At 66.5% G+C, this 17,769-nt stretch carries 18 protein-coding genes; 8 read left to right on the top strand and 10 right to left on the bottom strand.

The features are described 5' to 3' along the window. The first annotated feature begins 100 nt into the window (after positions 1 to 100). The 3 genes from HWX36_RS30825 to HWX36_RS30815 are packed head-to-tail and all read left to right on the top strand — an operon-like array spanning position 101 to position 2,376. On the top strand, positions 101 to 415 hold the full coding sequence (locus HWX36_RS30825; RefSeq protein ID WP_175957627.1) for an EthD family reductase: 315 nt from the start codon (positions 101 to 103) through the stop codon (positions 413 to 415). A 60-nt stretch (positions 416 to 475) separates the two neighbouring features. Beyond that, positions 476 to 1,489, top strand: a complete 1,014-nt coding sequence (locus HWX36_RS30820; protein WP_208457834.1) for an alpha/beta fold hydrolase — start codon at positions 476 to 478, stop codon at positions 1,487 to 1,489. Positions 1,490 to 1,497: 8 nt separating this feature from the next. Continuing rightward, positions 1,498 to 2,376: an NAD(P)-dependent oxidoreductase gene (locus HWX36_RS30815; RefSeq protein WP_347879238.1), complete on the top strand. Its 879-nt coding sequence runs from the start codon at positions 1,498 to 1,500 to the stop codon at positions 2,374 to 2,376. A gap of 288 nt (positions 2,377 to 2,664) precedes the next feature. Here the strand turns inward: HWX36_RS30815 and HWX36_RS30810 are convergent, their stop codons facing one another. The 5 genes from HWX36_RS30810 to HWX36_RS30790 form a co-directional block, all read right to left on the bottom strand. After that, positions 2,665 to 4,104, bottom strand: coding sequence for an efflux transporter outer membrane subunit (locus tag HWX36_RS30810; protein WP_175957624.1), 1,440 nt, complete (start codon positions 4,102 to 4,104; stop codon positions 2,665 to 2,667). 19 nt (positions 4,105 to 4,123) lie between these two features. Continuing rightward, positions 4,124 to 5,698: a DHA2 family efflux MFS transporter permease subunit gene (locus HWX36_RS30805; protein ID WP_175957623.1), complete on the bottom strand. Its 1,575-nt coding sequence runs from the start codon at positions 5,696 to 5,698 to the stop codon at positions 4,124 to 4,126. Between the two features lie 13 nt (positions 5,699 to 5,711). After that, positions 5,712 to 6,806: an HlyD family secretion protein gene (locus tag HWX36_RS30800; RefSeq protein ID WP_175957622.1), complete on the bottom strand. Its 1,095-nt coding sequence runs from the start codon at positions 6,804 to 6,806 to the stop codon at positions 5,712 to 5,714. A 64-nt stretch (positions 6,807 to 6,870) separates the two neighbouring features. After that, on the bottom strand, positions 6,871 to 7,302 hold the full coding sequence (locus HWX36_RS30795) for a MarR family winged helix-turn-helix transcriptional regulator (protein WP_175957621.1): 432 nt from the start codon (positions 7,300 to 7,302) through the stop codon (positions 6,871 to 6,873). 107 nt (positions 7,303 to 7,409) lie between these two features. Further along, positions 7,410 to 8,330, bottom strand: coding sequence for a LysR family transcriptional regulator (locus HWX36_RS30790; RefSeq protein WP_175957620.1), 921 nt, complete (start codon positions 8,328 to 8,330; stop codon positions 7,410 to 7,412). 91 nt (positions 8,331 to 8,421) lie between these two features. On the opposite strand from HWX36_RS30790, the gene HWX36_RS30785 reads away from it, so the two are divergent. The 3 genes from HWX36_RS30785 to HWX36_RS30775 all read left to right on the top strand — a co-directional run bounded on the left by HWX36_RS30785 (position 8,422) and on the right by HWX36_RS30775 (position 10,724). Further along, positions 8,422 to 8,850 carry a MarR family winged helix-turn-helix transcriptional regulator gene (locus tag HWX36_RS30785; RefSeq protein WP_175957619.1) on the top strand — a complete coding sequence of 143 codons (429 nt, stop codon included), beginning with the start codon at positions 8,422 to 8,424 and terminating at the stop codon, positions 8,848 to 8,850. 184 nt (positions 8,851 to 9,034) lie between these two features. Next, positions 9,035 to 10,282 (top strand): aconitase X, encoded by a 1,248-nt coding sequence (locus HWX36_RS30780; RefSeq protein WP_175957618.1) that lies wholly within the window; start codon positions 9,035 to 9,037, stop codon positions 10,280 to 10,282. Further along, a complete protein-coding gene (locus tag HWX36_RS30775) occupies positions 10,275 to 10,724 on the top strand; it encodes a DUF126 domain-containing protein (protein WP_175957617.1) in 450 nt (149 codons plus the stop codon). The genes HWX36_RS30780 and HWX36_RS30775 overlap by 8 nt, the downstream gene beginning before the upstream one ends. 21 nt (positions 10,725 to 10,745) lie before the next feature. Here the strand turns inward: HWX36_RS30775 and HWX36_RS30770 are convergent, their stop codons facing one another. The 3 genes from HWX36_RS30770 to HWX36_RS30760 form a co-directional block, all read right to left on the bottom strand. Beyond that, complete coding sequence (locus HWX36_RS30770) at positions 10,746 to 11,348, bottom strand: hypothetical protein (RefSeq protein WP_175957616.1); 603 nt, start codon at positions 11,346 to 11,348, stop codon at positions 10,746 to 10,748. A 41-nt stretch (positions 11,349 to 11,389) separates the two neighbouring features. Continuing rightward, positions 11,390 to 11,890, bottom strand: coding sequence for a hypothetical protein (locus HWX36_RS30765; protein ID WP_175957615.1), 501 nt, complete (start codon positions 11,888 to 11,890; stop codon positions 11,390 to 11,392). Positions 11,891 to 11,986: 96 nt separating this feature from the next. Further along, on the bottom strand, positions 11,987 to 13,069 hold the full coding sequence (locus tag HWX36_RS30760; protein ID WP_175957614.1) for an AraC family transcriptional regulator: 1,083 nt from the start codon (positions 13,067 to 13,069) through the stop codon (positions 11,987 to 11,989). 75 nt (positions 13,070 to 13,144) lie between these two features. Between HWX36_RS30760 and HWX36_RS30755 the strand changes: the two genes are divergently transcribed. Continuing rightward, positions 13,145 to 15,178, top strand: a complete 2,034-nt coding sequence (locus tag HWX36_RS30755; protein ID WP_175957613.1) for an NADPH-dependent 2,4-dienoyl-CoA reductase — start codon at positions 13,145 to 13,147, stop codon at positions 15,176 to 15,178. A gap of 195 nt (positions 15,179 to 15,373) precedes the next feature. On the opposite strand, the gene HWX36_RS30750 is transcribed toward HWX36_RS30755, so the two are convergent. Then, positions 15,374 to 15,778, bottom strand: coding sequence for a DUF2471 family protein (locus tag HWX36_RS30750; protein WP_175957612.1), 405 nt, complete (start codon positions 15,776 to 15,778; stop codon positions 15,374 to 15,376). A 215-nt stretch (positions 15,779 to 15,993) separates the two neighbouring features. Beyond that, positions 15,994 to 16,887, bottom strand: coding sequence for a LysR family transcriptional regulator (locus HWX36_RS30745; protein ID WP_175957611.1), 894 nt, complete (start codon positions 16,885 to 16,887; stop codon positions 15,994 to 15,996). Positions 16,888 to 16,973: 86 nt separating this feature from the next. On the opposite strand from HWX36_RS30745, the gene HWX36_RS30740 reads away from it, so the two are divergent. Further along, on the top strand, positions 16,974 to 17,759 hold the full coding sequence (locus HWX36_RS30740) for an NAD(P)H-dependent oxidoreductase (protein WP_175957610.1): 786 nt from the start codon (positions 16,974 to 16,976) through the stop codon (positions 17,757 to 17,759). The last annotated feature ends 10 nt before the right edge of the window (positions 17,760 to 17,769 follow it).

Genomic DNA, 17,769 nt, shown 5'->3' with positions numbered 1-17,769 from the left:
TCCGTCGCGTATGTCGTCACGTCCTCGCGGCCTCCCTGCGGATTGAAATCCGTCATGACGCGTGGGGCAGATCGAACAACCAGGCAGAACGGAGATTGTCATGTCGCGCATCACATCCACTACCGTGTATGTCACCTACGAGGGCACACTCGACGAACGCTTTGACCGGAGCTACTACGTCGAATATCACCTGCCGCTCGTGATGCAGGCATGGCGGCGCTACGGTCTCGAGTGTGTCGCGGCTTTCTTTCCGGCGCTGACGCACGTTGGCACCGTGGTGATCTGCGAATGCATTTTTCGCGACGAGACGGCCATCGAAGCCGCGTTTGGATCACCGGAAGCCGTGCAGGTCATGGCCGACGTCGCGACCTTCACCGACATGTCCCCCAAACGCTTGCGCGTCGCCCGGTTCTGATCGGGTCGATGCGCAACTCGCGCGCCACGCGCCCCTCAAGCTACAAACAGGAGAATGACCTTGGCCTTCTGGACACAAGCTGCCCCGCGCACCGTACGTCGCGGTCATATGTGGATTCCGGGCGATCGGATCAAACGAAACGGTGAGACCTGCCAATGCGGCCCGCTCTTTGTCGAATGGGAAGCGCCGGAGCAGGTGACTCGCCCGTGGCCGACCGTGCTTCTGCATGGCGGCGGCTATCAGGGAACCGAGTGGTTCGACACACCGGATGGCCGGCCTGGCTGGGCACAGCGCCTGGTGGAAGCGGGCTATGCGGTTCTCGTTGCCGACCGTCCCGGGCAGGGAAGGTCTCCTTTCCACGTCGAGACCATGGGACCGATGGGGCCGGCGTTTTCGTATGAACACGGCCGCCATATCTACTTCCCGAGCGAATACGAAGGTCAGCACACGCAATGGCCTTTTGCCCGTGACGACGAAGCCGCGATGGACGAGTTCATCGCGGGTTATGGCCCGCTTCCCGCAGACCTCGCGTTTTCCGAAGACATGGAAGCGGACCGGATCGCAAAGCTGTTGGACAGGATCGGCCCGGCGATCCTGCTGACGCACTCGGCGTCGGGGCCGGTCGGCTGGTTGGTGGCCGATCGTCGGCCCGGCCTCGTGAAAGCGATCGTCGCCGTCGAGCCGATGGGCCCTCCGTTCGCGGAGATTCCGAATATCGGCTCGCTGACATGGGGCCTCGCAGCGGCGCCCCTGAACTGGGAGCCGCCCGTTGCTTCGCCTGAAGCGCTGCGCGCGGCCGCGCCGGGTACACATCGGCTGCCTCGGCTCGCCGGTTTGCCGATCGTGGCCGTCACGGCGGAGGCCTCCGCCTTCGCGGCCGCCAGTCGACCCACTATCGAGCAACTCAAGGCATCCGGCAGTCAGGCTGAAGTGCTGCATCTTCCCGACCATGGTGTGTTCGGCAACGGCCACGGGTTGATCTACGAGAAGAACTCCGACGATGCACTGATGCCGGTGCTGAACTGGCTCGTCGAACACACGGAAGCATCGAACCCGGTGCAAGCGACATTGTGAACGCGGCCATTCGCGAGGAGAGTCAAATGGAAATCGGAATAATTGGCCTGGGTGCAATGGGCCGGGAAATGGCTCGCAATCTGGTCGCTGCCGGTCATGCCGTCACGGCGTGGAATCGTTCGGGCGGGCATGTCGAAGGCGTGCGCATGGTTGAAACGCCTGGGCAAGCGTTGCAGGCCGATATGACCTTGACGATGCTGTCCGACGACACGGCAATCCGCAACGTCCTGCTGGATACAAGTCTTCTGCTTCATGCACGACCGGGACTGGTGCATGTCGTGGCATCGACGATCTCGGTGGCGTTCGCACGGGAACTGGCGGAGTCGCATCGAGCGGCGCGCGTCGCATTTGTCGCTGCGCCGGTGCTGGGGCGACCGGATGTCGCTGCCAGGGGCGAACTCAACGTGCTCGCCGCCGGCGCACCCGCCGCGCTGGAGAAAGTCATGCCGGCACTGGACATCATCGGCAAACGCGTCTGGGACATGGGCGAAGAGCCGTCCACGGCCTATGCTGCGAAAATCGCCTGCAACATGATGATCACGATGGCCATTCAAGCGATGGCGGAAGCCGTCGTTCTCACCGAGACGAACGGGCTTTCGCGAGAGCGATTTTTCGAGTTGATCCTGGGCACGCTGTTCGGCAGTCGTCCTTACCAGACCTATTCCGGCAATATCATCAGGAACGCGTATCAACCTGGTTTCAAGGCCGCGCTTGGCTTAAAAGATCTTCGTCTGGCCTCCGAAGCGGCCGAACAGGCTGGCCGCACACTCCCGATGCTCGCTGCCGTCCACGGCCAGATGGCCGAAACGGTCAATGCGGGCATGGGCGATCTCGACTGGTCGGCAATCGCGGCTTTGACGGTAGATCCGTATGCGCACTGCGCCTGATTCGCGCTGTTGCGGTCCCCGGCAAGTGAATCGCATCCCATCATTCGCTCAAGGTAGGGGGCGCGTGGGCGTATTCGAATGACGGTGCATCTTGTGGTCAACCTGGCGCCTCGCCCCGTGACGGCCAGCGCGGGTCCGAACGGCTGCATCAATCTGGCGCCAGTCCTGAACTGTCCGGACGCTCGATCGGCCGCAACGGGTCGATCACTGCCTTGATGAGGCGACATCTAGGCAAGCTCAGAGCTAATCCGGCGCTGACTGAAAGAGCAGTGTCCAGCCTTACACGGCTCAGTTGTTCTTCGCCACCGCCTCCACCTCCGGCCCATCCGCCGCATCATTCCTGCTCCACCCACCCCCAAGCGACCGATAAAGCGCCACCGCCGCCAGCGCATGTTCGCGCTTGACCTGATTGAGCGAATCCGAATCCCGCAGATAGACCTCCTGCGCGGACAGCACATCCAGAAAATCCGTCGCGCCACCTTTATAGAGCTGATTCGCCAACCCAAGCGCTTTATCCGAAGCAGCAAGCGCACTATCAAGCCTGCGCGACGCCTCATCGGAACTGACGAGATTCGCCCGCGCATCCTCGACTTCCCGCAACGCCTGCAGCATCGTCTGCCGTAACCCGAGTTCCGACTCGCGCATCCGGCTTTCGCTCTGCGCGATATCGGCGGTAATCCGCCCCGCATTGAAGATCGGGCTCGTCGCACTTAACGCGGCACTGAACAGGTTATCGGTCAACGTCGGCAACCCGAGATAAGACGCCGCCAGAATCCCGTCCGTCAGGTTCAACGAAAACTTCGGATACCGTTCGGCCTTCGCCACGCCGACTTGCGCCGCCCGTCGCTCGACCTGCGCATACGCCGTCAGCACATCCGGCCGCCGCAGCAACGCTTGCGAAGGCAACGTCCCCGGTGCACCCACCGGCGGCGCCGGAATCTCCCCAGCCTGCGCGAGCACGAGCCGATCGACCGATTCCGGCGTGCGCCCCGAATACACGGCGATCAGGTTGAGCTGATGCGCAATCTGCGCCTGCGTCGGCGGAATCCGCGCTTCGAGCGCATCAAGCTGGTTCTGCGCGCGTGTGACGTCGAGCTCCGTCGACAGCCCGAACGCCTGCCGCTTGCGCGTGAGTTCGAGCGCATGCTGCCGGATCTTCGCGTTGTCCTGCAGGATCTTCAATTCCTGCTGCGCCCAGCGCAGATCGACATACGCGGAAGCCGCATCGGCCGCGAGCGCGAGCCGCATCGCATCTTCCGCATGCTTCTGCCCGACCAGCTCGGCTTGCGCGGCGAGCAGGTCGAGCCGTTCGCCGCCGAACACGTCGGGTGACCAGCTCAGCGCGAGCCCCGCGCCGGCCTGTCGCACATAGCCGAGCGGCGGCGGCGTGTTCTGGCGGGCGTCGGCCGCATGCGCGGTCGCGTCGAGTTCGGGCAGCAGCACCGCGCGCTTTTGCACGGTCAGCGCCTGCGCCTGCTTCACGCGTTCGGCGGCCGCCTGCAGATCGAGGTTGCCATCGAGCACGGTGGCGATCAGCCGGTCGAGCACGGGGTCGTGGAATTGCGCCCACCACGCGGCGGCGTCGATGTCGGCGCGCGGCACATCGGTATCCCAACCATCGGGCGCGAGCGTTCGAACCGAATCCTGAAGCGCCGGATGCTGCGCGGGCTGCACCGCACATCCTGCGGCGAGCGCGCTGACGGCGAGGGCGACGAGAAGTTTTTTCATGATGGTGATGACCTCAACCTCAGTGCGCGTCCGGCGGCGGCGCGTTCAGGGAAATGGGTTGGGAGAAGACGACCGCGATCAGCGCGACGACGAAGCACAGCGACAGCGCGTAGTACGCATCCGCATACGTGAGCGTCAGCGCTTCGCGATAGATCAGGCGGTGCAGGTTCGCCAGGCCGGCTTGCGCGGTGTCCAGCGTGTTGCCGGCCACGGACGCCCAGTACGCGGCCTGGCGATCGAGCAGCGATGCGATCTGCGGCTGGCCGGCGCTCACGTGCTCGTTCAGGCGCAGATAGTGAAAGTTCAGCCGGTCGTTGAGCATCGTCGCACTCACCGCGATGCCGATCGCCCCGCCGAGATTGCGCATCAGGTTGAACAGGCCGCTCGCCGATTTCAGGCGCGACTGCGGCAGCGAGCCGAGCGCCATCGTCACGATCGGCGGCACGCTGAACTGCTGGCCGATGCCGCGCAGCGCCTGTGGCAGCAGCAGTTCGCGCCAGCCCCAGTCGTGCGTGATCGGCGTGTACAGGTAGCAGCCGAGCCCAAAGCAGATCAGCCCGAACACGAGCAGCGCGCGCAGGCTGAAGAAGCGCGCGGCGAACGCATACGCACAGAGCGCAATCAGCTGGAACGCGCCGACCGACAGCAGCGCCAGGCCGATCTGCAGCGAGCTGAACGTGCGCACCTGCGCAAGGAACAGCGGCGTCAGGAACACGGTCACGAAGATCCCGATGCCGGTCACGAACGACAGCAGGCTGCCGATCCCGAAGTTGCGCACCGCGAGCGCGCGCAGGTCGACGATCGGATCCTTCGCGGTCAGCGCGTGCACGATGAACAGGAAGCCGCAGATGCCGGAGATCCATGCGCAGATCACGATCGCGTCGTCGCCGAACCAGTTCTTGCGCGGGCCTTCCTCCAGCACGTATTCGAGGCAGCCGAGGAAACCCGACATCAGCGCGATGCCGAGATAGTCGCCGCGCTTGACGAGGCTGAGGTCGGGTTCGTCGATATGCACGTAGCGCGGCACGAGCAAGGCCACCGCGATGCCCGGCACGAGGTTCAGGTAGAACAGCCAGTGCCACGACCATTGATCGGTGATCCAGCCGCCGATCACGGGGCCGATCGCCGGGGCAAGCGATGCGAGCGCGCCGATGGTCGTCGATGCAATCAGCCGCTGCCTGCCGGGGAACAGCACGAACGCGGTGGTGAACACGGTCGGGATCATCGCGGCGCCGAGCGCACCCTGCAGCCCGCGAAACAGGATCATCGAATTGATGTCCCACGCGAGCCCGCACAGCATGCTGGTGATCGTGAAGCCGACGGCCGATGCGGTGAACAGCCAGCGCGTCGACATCACTTTCGACAGCCAGCCCGACATCGGGATCACGATGATCTCCGCGATCAGGTAGGCCGTCTGCACCCACGACAGTTCGTCCTGGCTCGCGGACAAGCCGCCGCCGATGTCGCGCAGCGACGACGCGACGATCTGGATGTCGAGCGTCGCCATGAAGAAGCCGACGCACATCAGCGCGAAGGCGAACACGCGCTGCTTGGTCGGTTGCGACGCCGGGTCGCCGGAAAACGCGGTGGTCATCGTCGTCTCCCGTTCAGTTCGCGTGATCGGTATGCACGGTCACGACCGCGGACAGGCCGGGGCGCAGCACGTGGTCGAGGCCCGGCTGTGGATCGAGATGCACGCGCACCGGCACGCGCTGGACGATCTTCGTGAAGTTGCCGGTCGCGTTCTCGGGCGGCAGCACGCTGAAGGTGGCGCCGGTGGCGGGGGCGAGGCTGTCGACGCGGCCGTGCAGGCGCGTGCTCGACGCATCGAGCGACACGTCGACGCGATCGCCCGCGTGCATCTTGCGAAGCTGGTCTTCCTTGAAGTTCGCGTCGATCCACAGCCCGGAAGCCGGCACGATCGTCAGCAGCGGCACGCCGACGTTCGCGAGCATCCCGACGCGGCCCGTGCGATTGCCGACGTAGCCGTCGACCGGCGCGCGGATCGTCGTGTATTCGACGTTGAGCGCGGCGACGCGCTGCGCGGCAAGCGCGGTGTTCACGCGGGCCCGCGCGTCGGCGAGTTGCGCGCCGAGCACGTCGAGCTGCCGCTTCGATGCGAGCAGCGCGGCGTCGCTGCGCTCGACGGCGGCGCCGGCCTTCGCGTAATCGGCGTCCGCGCGTTCGACGATCTGGTTCGACACGGCGTCGGATTTCACGAGCTCGCGGTAGCGCACGCGATCCGATGCGGCACGCGTCAGCTCGGCCGACGACGCGCTCTTGTCGGCCGCCTGCTGGCCGATCACCGCGTATTGCAGTTGCTGCTTCGCCTCGAGTTCGGTCACGGCGGCGCGCGCGCTGTCGACCTCGGCGCTGGCCTGCGCGAGTTTCGCGTCGTAGTCGCGCGCATCGAGCTGCACGAGCACGTCGCCGGCCTTCACGCGCTGGTTGTCGGTCACGAGGATCCTGTCGACGAAGCCGTTGACCTTCGGCGCGAGCACCGTCACGTCGCCGCCGACATACGCATCGTCGGTGCTCTCCTGGAAGCGCAGCACGAGCAGCCAGTCGAGCGCGGCGGCGGCGACGACGATGACGACGGCGCCCACCGCGATGCGCATCCACGGCACGCGGCGCTGTTGCTTCGCGGGCCGGTCGAGAGTGGCTGCTTCACGGGATGAGGCAGCGCCTTGGGTCGTATCCATCGATTCACCTATGTATATGCACTAATCAAAGCGATCGACGTCGTGTCGTCGATCGGGGAAGGGGCTAGCGCTCCGGCAGGTTGTGCGTGATCCGGAACAATTCGTCTCTGAGGCGGGCCGCCTGCGCCGACCCGAACCGCTGCTCGAACGCTTCCTGCGCGGCGAGCCAGTGCACCTGCGCGTCGGCGATCTTCGTTTCGCCGTGCTCGGTCAGCGCGAACGTCTGGCGGCGGCACGGCGGCTCGATCCGGCCCGCCACCAGCGCCGCGCCGACGAGCGGCTTGAGCGCGCGCAGCAGCGCGGTGCGTTCGATCACCAGCACGGCTGACAGCGTCGCCATCGTCAGCCCCGGCCGGTCGCGCAGCAGCGCGAGAATGCTGTACTGCGACGGCGTCACGCCCGCCTGCGACAGATAACGTTCGTAGAACTGCGAGATCCGGCGGGCGGCTTGCCGGACGGCGAAGCAATCGTCATCGGTGAGCGTGGTCTTGTGCATGTACACATGTTAGGGCGAGGGGCGGTGCGAATCGATGGTCGGGGCAGGATCAGATTGGTGTCGTGGCTGTACCAATCGGCGGCAGACCGGTGCGTTCGCGCGCCGGATCAGGCCGCGGCCGGAACAATCCAGCCTTCGCGGTCGCAATAGGCAGCCGTGTGGTCGATGAACGCCTTGACCTTCGCGGGCAGCAGCGCGCGGTTCGCGTACGCGAGCTTGATCTCGACGAACCCGTCGACGAGATCGGCGTCGGCCAGCAACTGCACGAGCGCGCCCGACGCGAGCTGGGCGCCGACGAGCGTCTTCGGCACGACGCCGATGCCGAAGTCATGCATCACCATTTCGCGGTTGAAGACGGGGCTGTTCGACGAGATGTCGAAGCGGAACGGCACGGTCAGCGTGTTGCCGTCGACGCGGAACGACAGCGCGGGCCGGCGCAGCGACGGCGACATCGGCACGAACGGATGGTCGGCGAGGTCGGCCGGCGTGACCGGGCGCGACCGGGCCTGCAGATACGCGGGCGTCGCAACGATCACGAGCGGAATCCGTTCGATGAGCCGCACGACGGTCGATTCGTTCGTCAGCATGTACGGCACGACGATGCCGATGTCGTAGCCTTCGCCGACCAGATCGACCGGGCGCTCGGTCAGCGTCACGTCGAGGCGCACCTTCGGGTGAGCGGCCTTGAAGCCGGCGATCAGCGGCACCAGCTGGTTCAGCGCGGCCGTCGTGTGCGCGACGAGGCGCAGCAGGCCTTCAGGCTCGCGCGTCGAGGCCTGCGCTTCCGCCTCGAGCGAGTCGAGTTCGTCGAGCACGGCCGCGCAGCGCTCGTAGATGCGCTCGGCCGTTTCGGTCAGCGACACCTGGCGGGTGGTCCGGTGCAGCAGCCGGCTGCCGAAACGCGCTTCCAGATCCGCGACCGCGCGCGACACGACAGGCCGTGCGAGGCCGTGCATGTCGGCGGCGCGCGTGAAGCTGCGCATCTCCACCACCGACCGGAAAATCCGCAGCTTGTCGATGTAGTCCATGTCCGTCTCCTTGACGCGAGGGCCGGCTGCCGGCCTTGTTACGGCGGAGTGTACATTGACTTTATGCATATGCACATATAAATTGCGGAGCATGAACGACACCTCGATTGCCCAGGCGTGCAACTGTCTCGCGCTGCGTCAGGCGGCGCGCTTCGTCACGCAACTGTACGAGCGCCATCTGGCCCCGGTCGGGGTCACGCCCGCCCAGTTCTCGATCATGGCGAACCTGGCGCGCCAGCCCGGCCTGCTGATGAGCGAACTCGCCGATGCGCTCGTGATGGATCGCACGACGCTGCTGCGCGCGCTGAAGCCGCTGCAGCGCGACGGTCTCGTTGCGACGGCCGCGTCCGCGCACGATGCGCGCGCGCATGCGCTGAGCCTCACGAAGCAGGGCGAGCGCACGTTCGCGCGGGCGTTGGTCGCATGGCAGGCCGCGCAGGACGAATTCGAGATGCAGTTCGGCCGCGACCGCGCGAAGGCGCTGCGCGACGAGCTGTTCAGCGTGACCGCGGAACGCTAGAGCGATCGGCGGCAAACTGGAGCGAAATTCGAGCCATTGACCGCTTCATTGGCGTTCGAGAGTGGAAATTGGTTTTTAAACTGTCCGGATAGATGGCGATCTGGACAGTTTTTATTTCCAGTTGTAGAGTCCCCTGACGAGTTTCACCGACCGGCGCCGCCGGCACGCGTCAGAGGAGCAATCGATGCTGCAGTTGAGTGACCGCGACAGCGCCATGCTGCGCGGGGATTTCGGCGATGGCGTCGCGCGCGCGATGCGGATCGTCGCGCGCACGGCGCAAGTGATGTCCGCGCCGCACCTGATCGACATCACGTCCGCCCATATCGACGGCTGTCTTTACCACGGCCGGACGAGCCTCGACTTCGTCGAGTATTTCGTCGACACCGGCGCGAAGGTTGCGGTGCCGACCACGTTGAACGTCGGGTCGCTCGACCTGATCCATCCCGAGCTGTATCACGGCGACCGCACGATCCAGCGCGATGCGCAACGCCTGATGGACGCGCATCTGCAGCTCGGCTGCGAATCGAGCTTCACGTGTGCGCCGTACCAGCTGAAGAACCGTCCCGCGAAAGGCGAGCAGATCGCGTGGGCGGAATCGAACGCGATCGTGTTCGCGAACTCGGTGCTCGGCGCGCGGACGAGCCGGTACGGCGATTTTCTCGACCTGGCCGCCGCGATCACCGGGCGTGCGCCGTATGCGGGGCTGCATGTCGAAGCGAACCGCGCTGCGCGGATCGTGTTCAACGCGCCGGATTTCAGCCGCCTGCCGTCGCGCGACATCCATTTCGCCGCGCTCGGGCTGCTGATCGGCAGGATCGCGGGGGCGGTCGTGCCGGCGATCGTCGGGCTGCCGGCGGATACCACCGAAGACGAACTCAAGGCGCTCGGTGCGGCCGCCGCGTCGAGCGGGGCCGTCGCGCTGTTCCATGCGGTCGGCGTGACACCCGAGGCGCCGACGCTCGACGCCGCGTTGCACGGGCAAGCGGCGCAGCGCACGGTTGACGTCGCGATGGCCGATCTCGACGAGATTCGCCGCACGCTGAACCACGGCGCGGCCGGCGATGCGCTCGTCGCGGTGGCGCTCGGCACGCCGCATTTCTCGCTGGCCGAATTCCGCGCGCTCGATGCGTTGCTGGACGCGTTCGACGGCAAGCCGGCCTGCGATTTCTACGTGAACACGAGCCGGTTCATCCTGTGGGAGCTGGACGAAACCGGCCTCGCGGAGAAATTCGCTGCGCGCGGCATCCAGATCGTCGTCGACACCTGCACGTACATCACGCCGGTGATGAAGCAACTGTCGGGGCTCGTGATGACCAATTCGGGGAAATGGGCGTCGTATGCGCCCGCGAACATCGGCGTGACGGTCGCGTACGGCAGCATGCGCGAATGCGTGCGTTCGGCATACGAAGGAAAGGTGCGATTCGATGACTGAGGTCACGCGCAAGGTAGTGACGGGCGACACGCTCGTACCGGGCAGCGCATGCGCGCGCCCGTTCGTGCTCGACAAGCCGCTCAGCTTCTGGGGCGGCTATGACTCGGGCGCGGGAAGGATCGTCGATCGCGGGCATCCGCAGGCCGGCGCGAGCCTCGCCGGCAAGGTGATGGTGATGCCGCACGCGAAGGGCTCGAGTTCGAGCAGCAGCGTGCTCGCGGAAGCCGTGCGCAACGGCACGGGGCCGGTCGGGATCGTGCTGAAGGAGCGCGACCTGATCATCTCGATCGGCGCGATCGTCGCTGCCGAGCTGTACGCGATCGCGGTGCCGGTGGTGTGCGTGACCGATGACGTGTACGACGCGATCGTTGCCGCGAAGGGGGAGGTGCGGATCGACGCGGGCGAGGGTGACGGCGGCGCGCGGATCGGCATCGACCCGTGACGCGTCGTGCGCCGGGGCGGCTCAAATGAAGCGAATGAGCGGCGCGTCGTCCTTCGCGAGCGACAGTGCATGCCGGGCGGCCTTCATTTCGCGCTTGCCGCCGGGCTGCGCGAGCCGCCGAATCTCCGGCCACACGATCACGCCGAACACGATACGCAGGAGCGTGCTCAGCACGAACAGGCCGATCGCGCCCGAGGCGAACCACGCAAACGCGTCGAGCATCCCGCTCGTGCTGCGCGATACCGCACACATGATGCCGCCGATGAAGGTCAGCGCGACCAGCAGGCCGAGCGTCACGAAAACGTCGGTGCGGGCGCTCGCGACCTTGGCGGTGCGAACGAGATACACGGAGCCGTCGGTCGCGTTGCGGATCCCGTAGAGGGCGCGGCGATCCTGGTTGGGGGCGTACGCGACCGTCAACCGGTCGCCCGCGACGATGAACAGGTTGCGCGTGCCGCTGGTCCTGACCGTGAGCGGTGCATCGAGCGTGTCGAGCTGCAGCGCGATCTCCTCGATGCTTTGCCTGGTCCAGCCGAGGTTGTTGCTCCAGACGTCCGTACTGATCGTCTGCTGGCTGACCGATGTCACGCAACCGGATGCGATCTGCATGGTGAGATCGGTCATGGGCTGCTCCGTTCCGCCGTGAAACCGACCGGTTCGAGTTGTCACCTTTCGTGGGCCTCGCGCCGCTGGGGCTGGAGGGCCAGCTCGGATAGACCGGCGATCGCGAGCAGCGTGCCCAGCAGGCTGACGATGGTCACGAACAGGGTGAGTGCGACGACGAGCGCCCAGCCCAGTTTGAAGGCGGCGGCGCCAATCAGCAGGCTCAGCATGAGGATGCATGACGCCCACGTGAGCAGCGACAGGTTGCTGTTCCTCTGTCTGAACGCATCGTAAGGGGCGATTGCCAGATCGTTGCTTCGGATCCACGCGATCCGGCGGCGGCCGCGATCGTCGAAGATGCACGCGCGCACAGCCATCCCGGGCTTCAATTGATCGATCTGCTTGAACGCCTCTGCATCGATGTCGTAGGCGGAGATGAAGTAGCACGCGCCCTGCATCGTCAGGCGATAAAGCGGCACCTTCCTGATGTCGGCCGTGACCCGGATGAGGTTCGTATCGATGCGGTCGATCGTCGATTCGATCACGGTGGTGTGATGGCGCATGGTCGGGAGAGGGCGCCGGTCGGCGCCGCTTTGGCGTGGCATCGATCATACCGATGAACGCCCGCGCAGGCACGTCGTGCCGCCCGCCATCCCGCATCATCCGTGCGCGGTACCCGCGGCCGCTTCGCGATACGCGCTCGGCGTCTGCCCGGCCCAGCGCCGGAACGCGCGCGTGAAATTCGCCGGGTCGGTGAATTGCAGCCGCTCGGCGATCGTTTTCAGGTCGAGATCCGACGCGGCGAGCAACTGCTTCGCGTCGCGAAACCGCGCTTCGTCGAGCAATTGCCGATAGCTCGAACCGGCTTCCTCCAGCCGGCGCCGCAGCGTGCGCGTCGACACGAGCAGCGCGTCGGCGAGCGTCTCCGGCCCCGGGTAATCGCCGGCGCCACGTGCCAGCTCCGCGCGCACGCGCTCGACCAGATCGCCTTCCTCCTGACGCACCTGCGCATACTCGCGTTCCACCTGCACGAGCGCTTGCCGGTGCGCGACTTCGTCGGCGAGCGGCAGCGGCCAGTCGAGCACGTCGTGCGCGATCCACAGCGCGTTGGCGGCACAGCCGAATTCGACTGGCGGCAACTGATCGCGATAGCGCGCGAAATAGGGCGGCTCAGGCCACGCGAATTGCAGCCTGATCGGCGGCGACGCGCGCCCGGCCCATTGCGAGATGTTCTGCGCAAGCCCCGTCAGCACGAACTCGAACATCACGTGATGCTGCAGCACGGGGCTGGCCTGCACGCCGTGCAGTTCGAGCGTCGCGCCGTGTTCGTCTTCTTCGTAGGTCAGGCGATATTGACGGTTGCGCATCCGGAAGTAGCGCTGCGTGACGGACAGCGCTTCCCGGATGTCCCGCGCAGTCAGCGTCGCGTAGCCGAGAAAGCCGTGCACGGTCGGCTTCAGCAGCAGCCCGAACGCGAGCCCGATGCCCGGATCGCCGCCGATCTCGATCGCATTGAGCACGAGCCGCCCCCATTGCGACGGCGCGACGCGCGCGTCCGGTTCGGCCAGGACCGCATCGCGCAGGCCCGTGCCGGCGCGCACGGCGACCAGGTCGACGCCGCGCGCGGCCAGCGCCTGCAGCAGCAGGCGCGTATAGGCGACGGGAATCGTCGGCCGGCGCAGCCCGAGGCGGTCCTTGGCGAGAGGGGAGGTCATGTCGTTTTGGCCGGAAATGACAAGCATTATGGCTGTTTGCCCCCTCACGTTCAAGGCGGCGCGCGCCTACGATGTCATGCATCGCTTATCGGCACGATCATCATGACCACGACCTTTCCCCATCTGCTCGCCCCGCTCGATCTCGGCTTCACGACGCTGAAGAACCGCGTGCTGATGGGCTCGATGCACACGGGCCTCGAGGACAGCCGCAAGACGCTGCCGCGGCTCGCCGAGTATTTCGCCGAACGCGCGCGCGGCGGCGTGGGCCTGATCGTGACGGGCGGCTTCGCGCCGAACGTGGCCGGCTGGACCAAGCCGTTCGGCGGCACGCTGATGACGTCGGCCGCCGCGCGGCGGCATCGCGAGATCACGGATGCCGTGCACGCGGAGGACGGCAAGATCGCGCTGCAGATCCTGCATACGGGCCGCTACGGCTATCACCCGTTCGCGGTCGCGCCGTCGCGGATCAAGTCGCCGATCTCGCCGTTCGCGCCGCACGAACTGAGCGCGCGCGGCGTCGAGCGGCAGATCCGCGCGTTCGTGCGCTGCGCGACGCTCGCGCGTGAAGCCGGGTATGACGGCGTCGAGATCATGGGCTCCGAAGGCTACCTGATCAACCAGTTCATCTCGATGCATACCAACAAGCGCAGCGACCAGTGGGGCGGTGCGTACGAGAACCGCATCCGCCTGCCGATCGAGATCATCGAGCGCACGCGCGAAGCGGTCGGCCGCGATTTCATCCTGATCTACCGGCTGTCGATGCTCGACCTGATTCCCGACGGCAGCGACTGGAGTGAAACCGTGCAGCTCGCGAAGGCCGTCGAGCGCGCGGGCGCGACCATCATCAACACGGGGATCGGCTGGCACGAAGCCCGCGTGCCGACGATCGCGACGTCGGTGCCGCGCGGCGCGTTCGCCTGGGTGACGAAGAAGATGAAGGGCGAGGTCGGCATTCCGCTCGTGACCACCAACCGGATCAACCGTCCCGAAGTGGCCGAACAGCTCCTCGCGGACGGCTGCGCGGACATGGTGTCGATGGCCCGCCCGCTGCTCGCGGATGCGGAGTTCGTGGTCAAGGCCGCACAGGGTCGGGCCGACGAGATCAACACCTGCATCGGCTGCAACCAGGCGTGCCTCGATCATGCGTTCAAGAACCAGATCGCGTCATGCCTGCTGAATCCGCGCGCGTGCCACGAGACGGAGCTGAAATACACGCCCGCGCCGCAGCCGAAGCGCATCGCGGTCGTCGGCGCGGGGCCGGCCGGGCTCGCATGCTCGACCGTGCTCGCGCAGCGCGGCCATCAGGTCGACCTGTTCGACGGCGCGGCCGAGATCGGCGGCCAGTTCAACATGGCGAAGCGGATTCCGGGCAAGGAAGAGTTCCACGAAGCGCTGCGCTATTTCGGCCGCCAGGTCGAGCTGACCGGCGTGAACCTGCACCTGAACCGCCGCGTCGACGCGAGCGACCTGATCGCGGGCGGCTACGACGAGATCGTGCTCGCGACCGGCGTGGCGCCGCGCGACCCGAAGATTCCGGGGCAGGACGGGCCGAACGTGCTCAGCTACATCGACGTGCTCGCGGGCCGGCAGCCGGTCGGCCGGCGGGTCGCGGTGGTTGGCGCGGGCGGGATCGGCTTCGATGTCGCCGAGTATCTGGTGCAGGAGGGTGAATCGCCGGCGCTCGATCTGGAAGAATGGAAGGCCGAGTGGGGCGTGACGGACCCGGCCACGACGCGTGGCGGCGTGACGCGTGCGCAGGTGACGGCGCCCGCGCGTGAAGTGACGCTGCTGCAGCGCAAGGCCGCGCCGCTCGGCAAGGGGCTCGGCAAGACGACCGGCTGGATTCACCGTGCGACGCTGAAGATGAAGCAGGTGAAGATGATCGGCGGCGTGAACTATGAACTGATCGATGCGCGCGGCCTGCACGTGTCGTACGGCGAGAAACGCACCGACCACGAACTGATCGAAGCCGACACGATCGTGCTCTGCACGGGGCAGGAGCCGCAGCGCGCGCTGCTCGCGCCGCTGCAGGCGGCCGGGCGCTCGGTGCACCTGATCGGCGGCGCGGAACTGGCCGCCGAACTCGACGCGAAGCGCGCGATCGATCAGGGCTCACGGCTTGCGGCACGGTTGTAACGGGCGGTCGCTGCAACTGCCGCCCGGACGTACGCCGCACGGCGGTGAGCCGCTTGCGACGCGGTTCGCGGCTCACCGTCCGATGTACCGATTCGCCGGCGCAGGGCTGAAACGGGCAGCAGCGCCGGCCGCGTCGCCACGCACCGCGGCGGCGCTACCTCGACAGACCGTGACCGCGCACGGCCATCACACGGCTCAGGCCGCTTCGGCGCGCTCTTCCTCTTCCGCTTCCAGCATCGCCTTGACGATCAGGTAGATGGCCGGCAGGTCGTCGTCGTCGCGGCGCCAGTCGACCGGCTCGTCGACGTCCGCGGCGACGAGGCGGCTGTCGCGCAGCCGGATGAACGCGTCGACGACGGCCGGATCGTTGCGGCTCAGGAAACCGGCATTCGAGAATGCCAGCTCTTCGACGTTCAGCAGCGCCTGCCAGCTCATCGTGCGGACGGCCGCAGGATGGGTGCGCCGCCGCAGGCCGAGCGCCCGCTGCGCGGGGCCGCCCGCGACACGCTGCAGATCGACGACCGCCCGCTGCGCGGCGCGCTCGAATTGGACGGGGTTGAAGCCGGGTTGCTCGGGATCGAATGCGGATGCCTGGAACATGGTCGCCTCACAAAAATCCGTCCGTCGATGGATGACGGAATTCGGGTCAAATGGTGCAAAAGCACTGTAAATATATACAGTGTTCTAGGCGGTTTCAAGTCCCGGATGAAGAATCTTGCCGTCGCGGACGCGAGCGGATGCAGGGAAGCCGCTGGAAGCCGGTACGCGAGCGCCGGTCGCGCGTTGTCGCGCCGATTCCGCTGGCCGCGTTCCGCTTATACCGATTCCGCGATGGTCTCCCGCAGCCACCGATGGGCCGGATCGCGATGCACGCGCTCGTGCCACAGCATCGACATTTCATAACCGGGCACCTCGACCGGCGCTTCCACCACCCGCAATGCGGGCACGTCGCGCACCAGCCGCTCGGGCAGCATCGCGACGAGATCGGTGCTGGCGACCGCCGACATCACGAACAGGAAATGCGGCACGGACAGCACGACGCGCCGCGTCGCGCCCACCTTCGCGAGCACTTCGTCCGTTACGCCGACGAAGCCGCCGCCGTCGGGCGACACGATCACGTGCTCGAGCGTGCCGAACTGCGCGAGCGTCGGGCGCCGCTTCAGCTTCGGATGCCCGGCGCGGCCGATGAGCACGTAACGCTCGACGAACAGCGGCAGGCGCCGCATGCCGGGCGGCGACCCTTCGGTCGTATGGAAGGCGAGATCGACGCCATTTCGTTCGGCATCCTGCTCGATGTGCGGCGGCACGAGTTCGACGACTGCGAGTCGCGTGCCGGGCGCGGCCGAGCGCAGCGTGTTCAGCGCGGACAGCACGATCGTCGATTCGCCGTAGTCGGTCGCGGCCACCCGCCACGTGTTCGTCGCGGTCGCGGGATCGAACGGCGTGGCCGGAACGACCGCACGCTCGACGGCTTCGAGCGCGTCGCGCAACGGCTCGCGCAGCGCTTCCGCGCGTGCGGTCGGCCGCATTCCGCGCGGCCCCGGCAGCAGCAGCGGATCGCCGAACAGGTCGCGCAGCTTCTGCAGCTGCACGCTCACCGACGGCTGCGACATGTTCAGTTTCCCGGCCGCGCGCGTGACGTTGTGCTCGGCGAGCAGCACGTCCAGCGTGACCAGCAGGTTCAGATCGAGTCGCCTGAGATTATTCATGGCTATACCTGGAATATCAGAAATTCATTTCAAATATACCTTCGGTCGGAGCATCCTGCGGTCATTCAATCCACGGAGTGACGAACATGAATGTGCTGATCGTGTATGCCCATCCCGAGCCGCGCTCGCTGAACGGCGCGCTGCGCGACTTTGCCGTCGCGCATCTCGAAGCGGCGGGCCACGCCGTGCAGGTGACCGACCTGTATGCGATGAACTGGAAGGCCGCGTTCGATGCGAACGACGTGACCGATCGTGCGCCCGATGCGCGTTTCGATCCCGCGCTCGACTCGAAGCATGCATTCGAGACGGGCACGCAGCGCGACGATATCGCGCGCGAACAGGACAAGCTGAAGCGGGCCGATGCGGTGATCCTGCAGTTTCCGCTGTGGTGGTTCTCGATGCCGGCGATCATGAAGGGCTGGGTCGAGCGCGTGTATGCGTACGGTTTCGCATACGGCGTCGGCGAGCATTCCGACAGGCACTGGGGCGACCGTTACGGCGAGGGATCGCTGGCCGGCAAGCGCGCGATGGTGATCGTCACGACGGGCGGGTGGGAATCGCATTACAGCCCGCGCGGCATCAACGGGCCGATCGACGACGTGCTGTTCCCGATCCAGCACGGCGTGCTGTATTACCCGGGCTTCGATGTGCTGCCGCCGTTCGTGATCTACCGGACGGGCAAGATGAACGATGCGCGCTTCGCCGAAACGCGCGCGGCGCTCGGCAAGCGTCTGGATGAACTGTGGACGACGCGGCCGATTCCGTTTCGGCGGCAGAATGCGGGCGACTACGAGATTCCGGCGCTGACGCTCAAGCCGGAGATTGCGCCGGAGAAGGTGGGGTTTGCCGCGCATCTTGCGCACGAGAAGTGACGGCGCGAGA

It is taken from the genome of Burkholderia sp. BCC0405, assembly GCF_902833075.1.
Lineage (GTDB): Bacteria > Pseudomonadota > Gammaproteobacteria > Burkholderiales > Burkholderiaceae > Burkholderia.
This window is presented reverse-complemented; position numbering and strand designations above follow the sequence as displayed.